This window comes from Chryseobacterium caseinilyticum (assembly GCF_014837145.1).
In the GTDB taxonomy this organism is placed as follows: domain Bacteria; phylum Bacteroidota; class Bacteroidia; order Flavobacteriales; family Weeksellaceae; genus Chryseobacterium; species Chryseobacterium caseinilyticum.
This window is the reverse complement of record NZ_JACYFS010000001.1, coordinates 1,460,854-1,475,882: the sequence shown is the minus strand read 5'-3', so window position 1 is coordinate 1,475,882 and position 15,029 is coordinate 1,460,854. Positions and strand designations below refer to the sequence as shown.

14 protein-coding genes and 1 pseudogene are annotated in these 15,029 nt (G+C 34.9%); 13 read left to right on the top strand and 2 right to left on the bottom strand.

The window, feature by feature from the left end:
• Positions 1–100: 100 nt before the first annotated feature.
• From IC610_RS07110 to IC610_RS07075, 8 genes and pseudogenes are all read left to right on the top strand, one after another.
• Positions 101–1,477: a zinc metalloprotease gene (locus IC610_RS07110; protein WP_191735854.1), complete on the top strand. Its 1,377-nt coding sequence runs from the start codon at positions 101–103 to the stop codon at positions 1,475–1,477.
• Entirely contained in the window at positions 1,441–2,154 is a 714-nt protein-coding gene (locus IC610_RS07105; protein ID WP_191735852.1) for a hypothetical protein, read from the top strand. The genes IC610_RS07110 and IC610_RS07105 overlap by 37 nt, the downstream gene beginning before the upstream one ends.
• Positions 2,155–2,488: 334 nt before the next feature.
• Positions 2,489–3,166, top strand: a complete 678-nt coding sequence (locus tag IC610_RS07100; protein ID WP_191735850.1) for a hypothetical protein — start codon at positions 2,489–2,491, stop codon at positions 3,164–3,166.
• A gap of 107 nt (positions 3,167–3,273) precedes the next feature.
• The gene (locus IC610_RS07095; protein WP_191735848.1) at positions 3,274–3,672 is read left to right on the top strand and encodes a hypothetical protein; all 399 of its coding nucleotides are present in this window, start codon (positions 3,274–3,276) and stop codon (positions 3,670–3,672) included.
• A gap of 209 nt (positions 3,673–3,881) precedes the next feature.
• Positions 3,882–4,607, top strand: a pseudogene (lptB, locus tag IC610_RS07090) (LPS export ABC transporter ATP-binding protein); the annotation flags it as partial.
• Between the two features lie 341 nt (positions 4,608–4,948).
• Positions 4,949–5,203 (top strand): hypothetical protein, encoded by a 255-nt coding sequence (locus IC610_RS07085; protein WP_191735844.1) that lies wholly within the window; start codon positions 4,949–4,951, stop codon positions 5,201–5,203.
• A 248-nt stretch (positions 5,204–5,451) separates the two neighbouring features.
• The gene (locus IC610_RS07080; protein WP_228462882.1) at positions 5,452–7,179 is read left to right on the top strand and encodes an ABC transporter ATP-binding protein; all 1,728 of its coding nucleotides are present in this window, start codon (positions 5,452–5,454) and stop codon (positions 7,177–7,179) included.
• Between the two features lie 66 nt (positions 7,180–7,245).
• A complete protein-coding gene (locus IC610_RS07075) occupies positions 7,246–8,196 on the top strand; it encodes a helix-turn-helix transcriptional regulator (protein ID WP_191735840.1) in 951 nt (316 codons plus the stop codon).
• Positions 8,197–8,682: 486 nt separating this feature from the next.
• Here IC610_RS07075 and IC610_RS07070 read toward each other — a convergent pair whose 3' ends face one another.
• A complete protein-coding gene (locus IC610_RS07070; protein WP_191735839.1) occupies positions 8,683–9,174 on the bottom strand; it encodes a DinB family protein in 492 nt (163 codons plus the stop codon).
• A gap of 452 nt (positions 9,175–9,626) precedes the next feature.
• Here IC610_RS07070 and IC610_RS07065 point away from each other — a divergent pair, with 452 nt between their 5' ends.
• The 5 genes from IC610_RS07065 to IC610_RS07045 all read left to right on the top strand — a co-directional run bounded on the left by IC610_RS07065 (position 9,627) and on the right by IC610_RS07045 (position 14,024).
• Entirely contained in the window at positions 9,627–10,199 is a 573-nt protein-coding gene (locus IC610_RS07065) for a cob(I)yrinic acid a,c-diamide adenosyltransferase (protein WP_191735837.1), read from the top strand.
• A gap of 106 nt (positions 10,200–10,305) precedes the next feature.
• Entirely contained in the window at positions 10,306–10,995 is a 690-nt protein-coding gene (locus IC610_RS07060) for a thiamine diphosphokinase (protein WP_191735835.1), read from the top strand.
• A 118-nt stretch (positions 10,996–11,113) separates the two neighbouring features.
• On the top strand, positions 11,114–12,505 hold the full coding sequence (locus tag IC610_RS07055; RefSeq protein ID WP_191735834.1) for a type III PLP-dependent enzyme domain-containing protein: 1,392 nt from the start codon (positions 11,114–11,116) through the stop codon (positions 12,503–12,505).
• 377 nt (positions 12,506–12,882) lie between these two features.
• Positions 12,883–13,479, top strand: a complete 597-nt coding sequence (locus IC610_RS07050; protein WP_191735833.1) for a hypothetical protein — start codon at positions 12,883–12,885, stop codon at positions 13,477–13,479.
• A 230-nt stretch (positions 13,480–13,709) separates the two neighbouring features.
• Positions 13,710–14,024, top strand: coding sequence for a hypothetical protein (locus tag IC610_RS07045; RefSeq protein ID WP_191735832.1), 315 nt, complete (start codon positions 13,710–13,712; stop codon positions 14,022–14,024).
• A 143-nt stretch (positions 14,025–14,167) separates the two neighbouring features.
• Here IC610_RS07045 and IC610_RS07040 read toward each other — a convergent pair whose 3' ends face one another.
• A complete protein-coding gene (locus tag IC610_RS07040; RefSeq protein ID WP_191735831.1) occupies positions 14,168–14,827 on the bottom strand; it encodes an HAD family hydrolase in 660 nt (219 codons plus the stop codon).
• Positions 14,828–15,029 lie beyond the last annotated feature (202 nt).

Genomic DNA, 15,029 nt, shown 5'->3' with positions numbered 1-15,029 from the left:
TTATTCTTCAAGTCTTTTTAAATCATTTTTTTTGAATTTCCAATTTACCTTCTGGTAAAACATTTATATAATAAAAAACACAAATTATAAATAAAGATTAATGAGTAGAATAAGAATTGTTCAGGGAAAGATATTCGAAAGTATAGGAGAAGATTTTACCTATTATTCCGAGTCGCATATCAACGAATACTCTGATGAATATCATTCTGAAAAAAGTGAAAAATTAATTAAGAAAGATGGTAATCCATCCAAACCCCCTGCCGGGGAAATCACAGCTAAATGCCTGATACAATTCAGACCTCATAACAATTGGCATGGCGAATACGGTTTTGATTGGGTAAGGGTAGGTGATACGGGGCAGGCTGGTGACAAAAAATGGTATCGAGATATCATGGGAAATTATACCTACCCAAAGACGAAATATGGATTTGATTACTGCAATCCCACCTTTCATAATAAAACTTCAGAATATGACAGATTAGTGACATCAGAATTCAGAAAAATGATTGTGTCCTGGAAGAAAAATGGGAGGTATCCATTTTATTATGTTGTTCCATACCTTTCATTACTGCCGAGTTATACAGCTAAATTACAGTTAAAAATAGAGATTGAAGAAGAGCCTGAAAAATTTGAGGTAGAATATCATACTGATTATTTTACTGTCAAAATACTTAAGCCACTTCCTTTATCTGTGGGTAAACATACGGTAGATCAGTGTTTGGATATTACCTGCACGAATGAATTTATAAGTGATCAGGAAATAATTATAAAAGCATATAAAAATGGAGAAGGAAAAGATGTGGGAAAGTTAATAGTTGTGAAAAATAGCACATCCAATCAGCGGGAAATCAAAGTTACATTGGTTAGTATAATTAAAGGAAAGGAAAAACCAAATTTATCTGTAGAAACGAATTTCTTAGAAAAAATTCTGCGACAATCTTATATTATTCCAACTTTTCAATATAGTTCAATAAGCATTAATCCAAAAGTTGATTTGGGAAAGTACTTTCTCCAAAACACTGATACATATGATATACTCAATAAAAAACTACGAGATAAAGTAAACTTGCATGGTGCTAAAAACAATGGATTTTTTGATGACTCATTTCGGCTATTTTTTTCCACAGATATCTGTGAAGATTTTTCATGTAATGAAAAGGGATTTTTATTGGGTCAGGTAGAATATATTCCGGATAAAAAAATTTTGAAATCTGCAGTTTTACCTAGCGTTATCATCTTCGATCAGAAAAAATTTGCTTTAAAAAGACCAGAAGCAGCTCATTTAGCCAAGAGCACAGCAATGCATGAGCTTTTACATGCTATGGGTCTTCACCATACTTTTGATGAAAAAAGTAAATATGGTTTCAAACAATTTGAAACAGATAATATAATGGACTATAGTGACTCAGAGACTAATATAACAGCAAAACAAACATACAGATGGCAATGGCAGATTTTAAAAAATATATTACCATAAAGATTACAGTAATTTTCATATTAATGTCGTGTGAGAAAAATACCATAAATGGGCAAACAAATACTATCAGTTTGGAAAAAAAAGAGCAAATGAAAAAGAGAGATAATTACAGCGACAAAAAATTTGATATTAAGAAATACGAAAAACAAATATCTGAAAATCCTACTTATCAAAGCTTTATCAGGGCGAGTGATAAAACAGAGGTTGAACAATATTATATTTTGAAAGAAGAGTACGATTTTAAAGCCTATGAACAAAAGTACGTAGATTCATATATAGAGAAAGAGACAGACAAAAATGGATTTATTACTTTCTATAGTTTTTATCAAGATGGAAAAATTAAAGAAACTGAGTTCCATTTCTCGGAAATTGAATATGGAGTATGGAAAAAATACGATAGAGATGGATTTATTATTAGTGAGATTAATAAAGATGAAAATTATCCTTTTTCATTACTGAAGGTGATAGAATTTGCAAATAAAAAAGGTAGGGATTCGATTAAAGGTGGCGGTACGTTTTCCCGTAATTTCAGTCAAACGCACAAAAAATACGTTTATAACGTGGAGCTCTACCTCCGTAATAACAAAGATCCACATGCACAAATATACACTTTAGACGCTGCTGATGGTAAAATCTTAGAACAGGAACGAAAAGGGATACCAAGAATAATTTTGTAAATAATAAAATTAACAAAAACATATTGCACAGTTATCTCTAGTCATAAATTAGTGATGCTAAAAAACTATGTTAAACATAACTCCCAAATTTGTTTTTCAAAGTATTTTTGCATATTCAAAAGTTAGTAGATTTTTCTCAATAAAGGGAATTGAATTCAGGCAATTTGATCACTTTCTAAATAATATCAGGCAGAGCAGTAAAATTTGTCAAACATTGGTAATCTTCCGAAAAAATTACAGAGAGTAATGGCACTACCTCAACAAAATATCTTATTTTTTCTTCACAAAACTGAACCGAATAAATGGCAGTGGGATTTAATAAAAAACAATTATAATGAATGCTTACTACTATCTTTTCAGCATAATAATGTTGACTTTATCTTGTAATTCAAAAAGTCAAGATTTGACAGAGTCGGGAAAGGGAGTTACTAAAATTAACGAAAAAAAGATGACTGTGAAAATATTTAATATTCCTGAGTACGAAAAGAAGCTAAAAGCAAACCCTGATTATACAGGTTACAAAACCAAAGAAAATGTTGAAGTAAAACAAAACTACATGTTGGATGATCAACATTTTGGAGGAGAATATAATCCAAAATATGTTATAGAATATTTACATAGTGAGAAATTCCCAGATGGATTTACGGATTCTTATATTTTTAATAAGGACGGTTTTTTAACAGGGTATGAGAGATATTTTGATGATATCGAAACAGGCATTTGGAAAAAATACAATCGCAAAGGTGAAATAATAGATCAGGAAAATAAGGATATCAACTATCCATTTTCTATTAATGATGTAATTCTTTTCAGTAAAAAAAATAATGGTGATCTTAGTAAGTCTGGTTCATTAAAACGTTCTTATGACGATCAACAAAAAATATATACTTATACAATCGAATGGGTAGTAAAAAATGTAGAAAAGCCATATACCCAAGGCTTTGTTTTAAATGGTGGTGATGGTAAAATTATTAAGACATACCGTAAAGATTCCCCAAGAATAAAAATGTGACAGTATACCACTAAAATTAATTTCAAATTTTTTTCCGAACAATTCAGAATTATAATCAAGGGTATATTTTTGTTTAATTTAAATTATTAAAACTTAAACTCAAGCTGATGAAAAAAAAGAAATTGATCATTTTTACATTCCTCCTAATCTTTATTGTTTTGCTGGTCAGATACGGATTTCTAATAGTTTTATGGCTTACAACTCCTGGTGATGGAGAGATGACACTCAATGAAAAAGTATTATTCGAAAAGATTAAAAAAGATACTCAGGCAAAGGATGTGTGGAGAGAACCGAAATATAATATGACGCATCCAAAAGATACCACAACTTATACTGTTGTTGTTAATGGGATTCCCGGTCATGCAGATACAATTTCTTTAAAGGATAAAGCTCAAAGCATACGATCTGAAATAAATAAGTTAAATCTGCAGCCCAACTTTTACAGGTACCATGTCCTGTACAAAAGCACTGATGGAAAAGAATATCATTTTAAATTCTTACGGTAAGTGTCCCCCTTAAAAAAGATATTCAAAATTTATTAAGCATTAAAAAGTGGGACTCGCTGACCGTTTGATGAGCATTTGTAAGCAAACGTAAAATCAATCATTACAGATACAGCATAACGTAGTACTACAGAAGCACAAACAGTCATCATTAACATCAGGAAACTTAAACACCTGTCATTTCAATTCAAAAAAACTTTATCTTTGCCTTTATGATTTTACGCGGAGAAAACTTAATCAAAGAATACGGTCCAAAAAAAGTAGTAAAAGGCGTTTCTGTACAGGTTCAGCAGGGAGAAATTGTAGGTTTGCTCGGCCCGAACGGTGCCGGAAAAACGACCTCATTTTATATGATTGTTGGTTTGGTTAAGCCTACTTCGGGAAAAATTTTTCTCGACAAACAGGAAATTACCACCAATGCCATGTACCGCCGTGCCCAAAAGGGAATAGGTTATCTTGCTCAGGAAGCTTCCGTTTTCAGGAAACTGTCGGTGGAAGACAATATTCTGGGTGTTCTGCAGCTTACCAAACTTTCAAAAAAGCAGCAGCAAATCAAATGTGATGAGCTGATTGAAGAGTTTTCACTTCAACATGTGAGAAAAAACCGTGGTGATTTACTTTCCGGTGGTGAAAGACGTAGAACTGAAATCGCAAGATGTCTTGCAACCGATCCGAGTTTCATTCTTTTGGATGAACCTTTCGCCGGAGTTGACCCGATTGCAGTGGAAGATATTCAGAAAATTGTAAGAAGTTTAACCGATAAAAACATCGGAATTCTGATCACCGATCACAACGTACAGCAGACTTTGGCGATTACCAACAAAACCTACATTATGTTTGAAGGCAAAATTCTGAAAGAAGGTTTACCTGAAGAACTCGCAAATGATCCGCAGGTACGTGAAGCGTATTTGGGTGAAAACTTCGTCTACCAAAGTATTTTCGACAAGCCAAGCAAGAAAACGTATGCCTACAATATTTGGGCAGGGAATTTTGATTCCAAATCTCAGCTTCAGGGTTTTGTAAACGACAATTTTGGTCAGTTCGATGATTTAAGACTGATGCATGGTTTTGAAGACATCAGTTTTGCGTCATTGGGAAATTCAGATATACAGCATATTTTTGCTGACGTTGTCGATAAAAATGCCAACAATTCTTTTGTCTTCCAAAAGAAAGAAATCAATTCAAACTATTCATTAGAACAGGCAGAAGCCGATTCAAAAGCAGCAAGTAAGTCTGAACTGCATTATCTGACGACTTATGTTTTTGAGGGATAAAAAAAATGAGTGATATTAATTTTTACGAACAATTTTCAGTTGGAACCAAAGTCTTTTTGGATAATGAATATGGGGTAATAATTGATTTACAGGATCATGAACTTTCAACTTTTATTCGTTGGGACACTCCAAAAGAAAATGATATTGAAGATTGGTGTTCTATGTGGGGGACATTTATTGATGCGGGTGGAAAAATAGTAGATAAAAATCATCAATTTATATACATCAACGACAATGGAAGTCTGAAAGATATAATTTAAATTAAACATTTCGCTTAATGATTTACTTCAGTACAACTTAACAAATCAAAAGCACTTTTATGCTTAACAACATAATTCGCTTAATGTTTTAAAAATCCTTGCCAAAAAATATTTTAAAACGTACCTTTTCTCACAGAAACGGTACGTTTTTCATTTAAAACCAATTCATGGCAAAACCTTTCACAAGAGCACTCAGTATTTTCGGGATTTACAGACAGCTGAAACCTTTCATTAAGCCGTATCGGCTGATGATTTACGGAACTTTATTTCTTACTTTTTTAGGTGCAATTACAGCTCAGGTCAATGCGGTAGTTTTAAAATATACGGTTGACGAAGTGGAGAAATTAACCAAACTTCCCAGTCCGATGTCGGAGGGAATTCATGTGCTTTTAATTATTTCGGCTATACTTTTAGGAAAAGAAATTGCCAATATTTTTATAAGTTTCGGACAGAAATTTTATGGTGAGAAAATCAGAATTAATGTAAGTTCGGTTTTGGCGCAATCTGCGATTGATAAAATTTTAACGTACAAAGTTGCCTACTTCAGTGATGAAAACCACGCCTCCGGAAAATTACAGACCAGAATCGACCGTGGAATTGAAAGTTTAACGAAGCTTGTTCAGAACTTTTTCATCGATATTTTGCCCATGTTTTCCAATGCGATTATTGCTTTGGTGATTATGTACATGCAGAATGTGTATGTCGGTTTGGTTTCCACAATTATTGTCCCGATTTATTTTTATGTCACTTCCATGCAGGCAAAAAAACTGGGTGGCGTAAGAAGACAGCTTCGGAACCAGCGCGAACAGAAGACTTCTGGATTATTAAATTTAATCAATTCCATTTTGGTGATCAAAAGTTTCGTACGTGAAAAATTTGAAGGCAAAAAACAGTTTGATCTGCAGATGCAACTCATGGACAGCCAGATGTACACCAGAAAAACCAGTTTTATCTACGAAGGTTTAAAGACATTCATCGAGCAGATTGGTGTGGTTTTGATTATTTTACTGACGGTTTATTTGGTTTTGAATCAGCAAATGACTTTGGGCGCTATCATGCTTCACATCATGTTGTTCAACAACGTTTCTTCGCCGATCAGACAGCTTCACAGAATTTATGACGACATGAATGATGCGATGATTTACGCGGAAGGTTATTTTGAAATTTTAAATGCTGACGAAGAAGCCGAGCCCAACGGAACGCTGAAAGAAGCCATGACTTCTGAAAATTTTGAGCTCAAAAACGTCAATTTCACCTATCCAAACGGAACTCAGGCTTTACACAATGTTTCCATGGCCATTGAAAATGGAAAAACTACAGCTTTGGTGGGCTTAAGCGGAGCCGGAAAGTCCACTATCATCAATCTTTTATGTAAATTTTATCTTCCCGATACTGGCGAAATTTTATTGGATGGAATCAATCTGAATCAGTACGACAATGCTTATCTGCGAAATGATATTGGTTTGGTTTTGCAGAAGAACCATATTTTTCAGGGAAGTATTGAAGACAATATCCGGTACGGAAATATGAATGCAGGTTTTGAGGAAATTGAAGAAGCCGCTAAAAAAGCCTATCTCCACGATCAGATTTTAGATTTACCCGAAAAATACCAGCATGATGCGACCCAACTTTCGGGCGGACAGCAACAGAGAATTGCGATTGCCAGATTATTTTTAAAAAATCCACCCGTTATATTTCTGGATGAGCCAACTGCCAGTTTGGATGCGATTGCCACTGAACAGATTAAAAACTCTTTAGATGCGATCAAAGAAGGACGAACGGTGGTGATTATTTCGCACTCGCTTTCCCAGATTTTAGATTCAGATAAAATTTATGTGATGAAAAAAGGCCACGTCGTTGAAAGCGGAACGCATGATGAACTGGTGCAATTAAACGGAACGTATAGAGAAATTTTTGATGCTTCTGCAAGGAGTTTGAATCTCGATAAACTGATGAATACGTTTAAGGATAATTAATCTAAAAATTAAGAATTAATTTTGCTAAAACGCTAAAACGCTAAAACACTCCAACTCTCCCACTCAATGAACGATCATTACCTCAAAAAACTCGACCGCGTCACCGCAATTCTCACGCAACTACAGTCAAAACCGATTGTACGAGCTCAGGATTTGGCCGAAAAATTTGAAGTGAGCGTAAGAACAATTTACCGTGATGTAAAAACTTTGGAAAACGCAGGAATTCCGATTGTGGGTGAAGCGGGAAGCGGTTATTCTCTGATGGAAGGCTACAAACTTCCGCCTGTGATGTTTACCAAAGAAGAGGTTTTAAGTTTTATCACGGCCGAAAAACTGATGCAGAAATTTTCGCATGAAAGTTTGGGAAACCACTACCAGACCGCCATGGAAAAGGTACGTTCGGTCTTAAGAAATTCAGATAAAAACTTAATTCAGAATATTGAAAATCAGATTGGTATTTACAATTACAATCCAAAAAAGGAAGACACGATAAAAAATATTATTCCAACAATCCTGGAAAGTATTGCAGAAAAACAGCAGATTTTAATTGAGTACAAAACGGTTAACGACAGAATCTCAACAAGAAACCTCGAAGTGGTAGGTGTTTTTTTTGAATTCAGCTATTGGTACATGATTGCGTACTGTACACTGAGAAATGATTTCAGGCAGTTTAGAATCGACCGGATTTTAAGTATTACCAAAACCCAGAATCCTTTTCTGCAGGAGTACGGACAAATCAACGACTACCGCCAGAGCCCGAACGGAAATAAAACCATCGTCAGGCTTTTGGTAGACAAAAAAATTATCGGGCACTTGAACAATTCCAAGATTTATTACGGCTTAACCGACGAAAAAGAAACCGAAAACGGCACCGAAATGACCTTCGAAACCGAATGGATTGACGAAGGTTTCCCCCGCTGGCTGATCACATTTTTCGATTACGCCCAGATCATCGAACCAGAATTCCTAAAAACCACCATGCAGGATCTGATCACCAAAGTTTCAAAAAACCTCTGACCTCACAAATTAATTTAAGCATCCCTGGTAACCAAATCTGCGAGAGAAAAATTATTTCACCAAAATTAATTCGCAATCATCTGTGTAAATCTGTGTAATCTGTGCGCAAAAAAATCTCTCACAGATTCCACAGATCCTCATAGATTTTAAATTCAATCTGCTCCATCTGCGAAATCCGCAGGAGAAAAATTCTTTCACAATGATTTCACCCACAATTATCTGTGTAAATCCGTGTAATCCGTGCGCAAAACAAACTCGCACAGATTCCAGCGATTTCTACAGACAGTAAATGAAAATCTTCGATTTTCAAACTCATGTGTTCTAAAATGTTTTCAAAGCTGTCGACTGAAAACTTATGTGACTTATGTGTCAAAAAAATTATGTCAATGCAAAAAAAAACTCCCACAGATTTAACAGATTCGCACAGATTTTAATCTGCTCCATCTGAAAAATCTGCGGGAGACCAAAAAAAAGCATCAAAGATGCCTAAAATCTTTCCCAGAAAAACGGCGGCTCAATTCCCAGCGCTCTCAGATACACAAATCCCTGCCCACGGTGATGCACCTCATTATCCACAAAATAAAGAATATTCTGATACACCGGAAACTCGTACTGACCGAATAAATTAAACGTTTCCTGAAATCTCTCCTCAGAAATCTGACTGAAATACTGATTAATCACTTCCGTTTCAGAATCCCATTTCGCCAAAAGTTCTTCCTTAGTTTTCGGCTGAAAAGCTTCCTCAGAAAACTCCTCCACCTGACCTTCAACGATGCCTTTTAATGCCGGACCTGCGATGCTGACCAATTCCACTGCCAGTTTTGCAAACGGTCTCATTCCGCCGATCGAGAACTCAAATAATTCTTTTTCAGGAAACATTTCAATCACTCTTCTTGTCAGGTTTCTGTGTCCCTGCCAGTGCTCCAAAAGCTGTGCTGATGAGATAAACTGTGTAGTTGCTGTTGCTGTAGTTGTCATAACGTATTGTTTTGTTTGTTAATGTTAAGACAAAGGTAAGAGGTGATTGTGACAACAGTTTGTCAGTAGGATTTTTAAGATTTAAAATATTTAAAATTTCCAGAAAATAAAATATATTTCCTCACGTTATTGTGAAGTTGATAACAGAAATCCAGCCTATGGAAGTTGTCATTAAAGATAATTTTGAATCTGACCAATCTGTTACAGGTTGGTCTTTTTTATGTGCAATGGGCAACAGTAGTGACTAATTTTTTCAGGAGCTAATCCGGCTATCCACTGTATCTTTTGCTCTTCGTTCCTCATCACAAAAGGATGCCGTTCCTATCCGGGCTAAGGGATTGTGTTTTTTCAGAACTGGTGATTTTCATTTTTTACTTTTTGCAAAATAAACTACTTTAGTGAATTGAAAATGCCATCATTACTTTTGTCATTTAAAACAACTTATTTTACAGATGAAAATTTACACCAAAACAGGAGATAAAGGCCAGACCGCTTTATACGGCGGAACGAGAGTTTCAAAAGCCAGCGCAAGAGTAGACAGCTACGGAAATATCGATGAACTCAACTCATTTATCGGAATTTCAAAAAGTTATATTACGGATGAGGAAGTTTTAAAACAGCTCAAAAAAATTCAGTTTGATTTGTTTACTGTAGGTTCCGAAGCAGCAACTCCGGTGGATAAACTCATGCTCGCCAACGGTAAATCCCGACTCCCGTTAATTATTTCAGACAGCGAAATCGAAGAACTCGAAAACTGGATGGATGCTTTTGAAGAAAAACTCGAGCCGCTTCAGTTTTTCATTCTTCCAGGCGGCGGAAAGTCAGCAACTTTTTTACACGCAGCGAGAACAATTTGCAGAAGAGCAGAACGTTCGTTGGTTTTCTTAAATGAATCTGAAGAAGTGCGTCCAGAATTAATCAAATATCTTAATCGACTTTCAGATTATCTTTTCGTCTTGGCGAGATACATTTCCAAAATCAACAGTGAGCCGGAAGAATACTGGAATCCGAGTGAAAGAGGTTAGTCGGAAGAGCCAAGTAAAAAGTAAAAAGAGCCAAATAAACAAAATGTAAGTTTTTACTAAATATTTACGTTCTACGAAAGGGATGTCAATGAAGAGATAAAAAAATATGTCAAGTAATTCTGATTATAATAATAGTGAAAATCCCTTTCTTTCGGAGAGGGATTTAAGGAAAGGAAAATGTCTGCTTTTCATCAACGGCGATGCCCCAAAATCGCTCCCCGATTTAGATATTTATTCATTGATCGCCTGTACCGACGGTGCCTTCCATTATCTGAAAGATTTAAATTTTCCGATGGAGAATTTAGATTTCATTTCCGGTGATTTTGATTCGCATTCCGGATCAGACGAGAATCTGTATGAAGACAAATTTATTTACACGCCCGATCAGGAAAAAACAGATTTTCATAAAGCCTTAGAAATTATTGCTGAAAAAGGTTTTGAAAATATCGATGTTTTTGGAGGGAGCGGTGGCGAACAGGATCATTTTTTGGGAAATCTGACGGTGGCTTACTCATTTAAAGAGAATCTAAACATCACATTTTACGATGAGTTTTCTGAATATTTTTTTATTCCCCAATCCTTTACTTTAAAAAATGTAAAAGGCAAACTGGTTTCACTGTATCCATTTCCTACAGCTGAAAATGTGACTACCAAAGGTCTGAACTGGACGTTAGATAATGAAAATCTGAATATTACCTCAAGAATAGGCACTCGGAATTTTGCGTCTGAAGATGAAGTTTCAGTAACGTATGAGAAAGGAGATCTGCTGGTGTTTGTAGGAAAGGATTATCTGTAATTTTATATTGACAGAAACAATGACGCTAATTTTGATCCGGCTGAAACTTTAAGAAAATTTAAAACCGTAAAATCAAACTTTTTTAGCAATTTTGCATTCTTAATTCACTTGCTAGAAAATGAAAATAAAGTACTCGGAACTTATTGATCAGACATTGTACTTCCCAACCGAAGAATTCAATGTTTCTGAGAACAATTTGTCTTTTCACGACATTCCTCTGATGGACGTTGTTGAGAAGTTTGGAACGCCTCTTAAGGTAAGTTACCTCCCGAAGATTTCTCAGAATATACAGAAAGCAAAAGGCTGGTTTAAAGAAGCTTTTGAGAAAATCGACTACAAAAAAAACTACAGATACTGCTACTGCACAAAATCCAGTCACTTCAAATTTGTAATTGAAGAAGCCCTGAAAAACGATATTTCCATCGAAACTTCTTCAGCCTACGATATGGACATCGTAAAATCTCTTTTCAATGAAGGAAAAGTGGAAAAAAGCATCGAAGTAATCTGCAACGGCTTTAAAACCGACGATTATCTCGCGAAAATTTCGGACATGATCAATAGTGGTTTCGAAAATATTACGCCCATTCTGGATAATTACCGTGAACTGGATAAACTCACAGAAAGCATCGACAAAACCTTCGATATCGGAATCAGAATCGCTTCTGAGGAAGAACCGAAGTTCGAATTCTATACTTCAAGACTCGGAATCGGATACAAGGATATTATCCCATATTACAGTCAGAAAATTGCGGAACATCCGAATGCAAGACTGAAAATGCTGCACTTCTTCATCAATACCGGAATTAAAGATACGGCTTATTACTGGAACGAACTGTACAAATGTCTCCGTGTTTATGCACGTTTGAAAAAGATCGCTCCGGAAGTGAATTCACTCAATATCGGTGGCGGTTTCCCAATTAAAACTTCTTTAAATTTCGATTACGATTACCAGTACATGGTGGAAGAGATCGTTTCTCAGATCAAAAAATTCTGTGAAGAGGAAGGGGTAGAAGAGCCAAATATCTACACCGAATTCGGAAGTTTTACCGTAGGAGAAAGTGGTGCAAATCTTTACAAGATTATTTCTCAGAAACGCCAGAACGACAGAGAAAAATGGAATATGATAGATTCATCTTTCATGACCACGCTTCCTGATACCTGGGCAATTTCAAGACACTTTATTATGCTTCCCCTCAACCGTTGGGACGATTCCTACGAAAGGGTTTTCCTCGGTGGATTAACATGTGATTCTGACGATTATTACAATTCCGAACAGCATACCAACACCATTTATCTGCCTGTTTTCAGCGACACAAAACCTCTGTACATCGGGTTTTTCCACACGGGAGCATACCAGGAAACAATTGGCGGTTATGGCGGTGTCCATCACTGTCTGATGCCTCAGCCGAGACATATTCTGATTCAAAAGGATGAAAATGGTGAGTTCCAATATGAGATTTTCAGAGAAAGACAGGGGCCTGAGGATATTCTGAAGATTCTTGGATATTAATCTAATTAAATTACAGATTTTTAAATACTATAGCCGTCAGTTTGACGGCTATTTTTTTTGAAACTGGATATCTGATATTTTTGGTGGAAAATCTACATATGTGTGAAATATAATTATCTTTGAAAGAAATGAAAACGAAATAAACTTCGTCAATTTACACAATTCATTATGTATTTGCGAAAGTTTGTTTCTCCTGTAAACAGGTTGGAAGACATACTATGAAAAAAACTTCTTTAATAATATTTCTATCTTTTTTTACAATAATTTTTATGTCAAATCAATCATTCCGAAAAAATAACAATGATTTTGAGACTAATACATTTGATAGTGATTCTGGTTACGTTTCTATAAAAAGTTGAGAAAATTTACTATTGGAATTGAATAAAAATGACACAATTGATTTTGAATACAAGCAACTGAAACAAAGTGACACAATTGGTAAATATTACAGGAAATTAAATAGTCCAAACTATATTTTGTATTTGAACGATATCACAAATAAAAAATTATCACCTTCACAATTTATTATTGAAGTAGGGTCTAAAGGAAAAATTATAAAAAGCGAAAGATATGTTAATGGTTTTTACCTATGTTGTTGGAATAATAAGTTTGATGGATTTGGAAAAATTAATGATTACTTTTACATAAAAAGTTGTGGAACTGGTTCTGCGTTTTGCTCAACACAATTATATTTTTTTAAAGAAGTTACGCCTCAGGAAAATTTAAACCCAATTATTAAAAGTGTATTTAACGGGATGTGCGAAACAAATGGCAAAAAATGGTTGGCTTGTACCTTAGAATCTACTTTTAAGACAACAGAAAACTCAATAATTTTTAATTACGAATATAAAAGTGGAATTTCAAAAAACAGGAAAAAGTATAAAAAAATTGAAAAATTTGATGTTGTGTACCATTTGAAAAACAATGTTTGGGTGGCTAGCGACACTACAAGAATCAGTCAAATTCAATATTAATAAAATACAATCTGCAAACAGATGTTTGGTCGGTAGGGAATTTTGCAAGTAATTGCATGTTAAAGTCTCGAAAGAATTTTTATTTTAAATAATCGGATGATTTTTAAATTTTTCAGAACAAAAAAAATATGACAACACCTAAATTTAACAGGAGAACGAAATGGATTCTAAAAAGAGTCTTAATCTTATCTGTTTTTTTAGTTTTCTTCATAAGTTATAATCTACGAATGATGGAAATTGAAGATCGTTACGGTGATTTACAGGAAATGTACTGGAAATCTGAAAATGGAGACATTGTATTTAATAAACTAAATTCATCTTCGGCAGTGATTGAAAAAGATTGGCGCAGGATTTATGTTAAAATAAATGGAAAGTTGATTAATGTAGACGAATGGCTAGATCCAAACAATAAATATATTTTTGACGTTGTTATATACAGACCAGACAAAAGTTTGAACGGACTAAATACAGATAAAAGAGAAATCGAAAGAGGAATTAAAAACTCAGGTTTGGAATTGATTTCTGAATTAAAAGTCAAGTATTAAAACAAACAAATAATTGGCATCTGGACAAATAGTAAAAGGTGAAGATATAATTAAAAAGTTTTTTGATTCCTTTTTCAGATATATTAGAATTATTTGGCATTGAATCTTAATAAAAAGGGCTCCCAATTTTGGGAGTCCTGTATTTAAAAGAATTTCGAAATTTTATCAACTTCCAGTTCAGTATAATCTGAAACAATAATATTCGCCAGACTGTAATCCTGATTGTGTGTATGAAAACTTTTGTAGGCTGCACAGAATATTCCAGCCCGGTGAGCGGCGAGAATTCCGTTGGTGGAATCTTCGATCACCATGCAGTTTTCGATGGGTTGACCCGCCATTTCTGCTGCTTTCAGGAAAATTTCTGGATGAGGTTTTGACTCTTTCAGGTCGGCACCGCTTATTTTTCCGCTGAAGTATTTTTCCAGTCCGAATTTATCGAAAACCATATTTATCGTGGTCATCGTTGCGGATGAAGCTAAAATTAAAGTAATTCCGTTGTCGTAATAATGCTCGATCAGTTGTCGCACGCCGGAAATCAAATCAAAATCTTCGTCATTGTAAAAGTAATCTTTGAAATGCGCTCTTTTGATTGCTGAGGATTCTTCGTGACTGTGAGAAAGACTGAACTGACTGATTAAAGTTTCGAAAACTTTTTTGGTGGAAGCTCCGGTAAATGAAGTGTACAGTTCCTCTGAAACGGGAATTTCAAGCTGATCAAAGGTTTTAAAATAGGCTTTTCTGTGCAGCGGTTCTGTGTCCACAATTACGCCATCCATATCGAACAGCACAGCTTTTAATGACATATTTTCTGTTTTGGCAAAGGTAGGGATTTTGAGATTAAGGTTAAGGATAAGGTCGAGGTTGAGGTTGAGGTCGAGGTTGAGGTTGAAAAAGAGAAAGAGGTATAACTTTAATTTTGTTTTTTGAGAGAGCAGCGAAGCTGAGGAATATCGGTAGAACTATATTCTTACAAAATGAATATGAGGTGCGACGCACCGAAATGTT

Excerpts from the sequence above, each read along its gene's own strand:
- IC610_RS07110 (WP_191735854.1), top strand. The coding sequence starts at position 101 with ATGAGTAGAATAAGAATTGTTCAGGGAAAGATATTCGAAAGTATAGGA.
- IC610_RS07105 (WP_191735852.1), top strand. The coding sequence starts at position 1,441 with ATGGCAATGGCAGATTTTAAAAAATATATTACCATAAAGATTACAGTA.
- IC610_RS07100 (WP_191735850.1), top strand. The coding sequence starts at position 2,489 with ATGAATGCTTACTACTATCTTTTCAGCATAATAATGTTGACTTTATCT.
- IC610_RS07095 (WP_191735848.1), top strand. The coding sequence starts at position 3,274 with ATGAAAAAAAAGAAATTGATCATTTTTACATTCCTCCTAATCTTTATT.
- IC610_RS07085 (WP_191735844.1), top strand. The coding sequence starts at position 4,949 with ATGAGTGATATTAATTTTTACGAACAATTTTCAGTTGGAACCAAAGTC.
- IC610_RS07080 (WP_228462882.1), top strand. The coding sequence starts at position 5,452 with ATGATTTACGGAACTTTATTTCTTACTTTTTTAGGTGCAATTACAGCT.
- IC610_RS07075 (WP_191735840.1), top strand. The coding sequence starts at position 7,246 with ATGAACGATCATTACCTCAAAAAACTCGACCGCGTCACCGCAATTCTC.
- IC610_RS07070 (WP_191735839.1), bottom strand. The coding sequence starts at position 9,174 with ATGACAACTACAGCAACAGCAACTACACAGTTTATCTCATCAGCACAG.
- IC610_RS07065 (WP_191735837.1), top strand. The coding sequence starts at position 9,627 with ATGAAAATTTACACCAAAACAGGAGATAAAGGCCAGACCGCTTTATAC.
- IC610_RS07060 (WP_191735835.1), top strand. The coding sequence starts at position 10,306 with ATGTCAAGTAATTCTGATTATAATAATAGTGAAAATCCCTTTCTTTCG.
- IC610_RS07055 (WP_191735834.1), top strand. The coding sequence starts at position 11,114 with ATGAAAATAAAGTACTCGGAACTTATTGATCAGACATTGTACTTCCCA.
- IC610_RS07045 (WP_191735832.1), top strand. The coding sequence starts at position 13,710 with ATGGAAATTGAAGATCGTTACGGTGATTTACAGGAAATGTACTGGAAA.
- IC610_RS07040 (WP_191735831.1), bottom strand. The coding sequence starts at position 14,827 with ATGTCATTAAAAGCTGTGCTGTTCGATATGGATGGCGTAATTGTGGAC.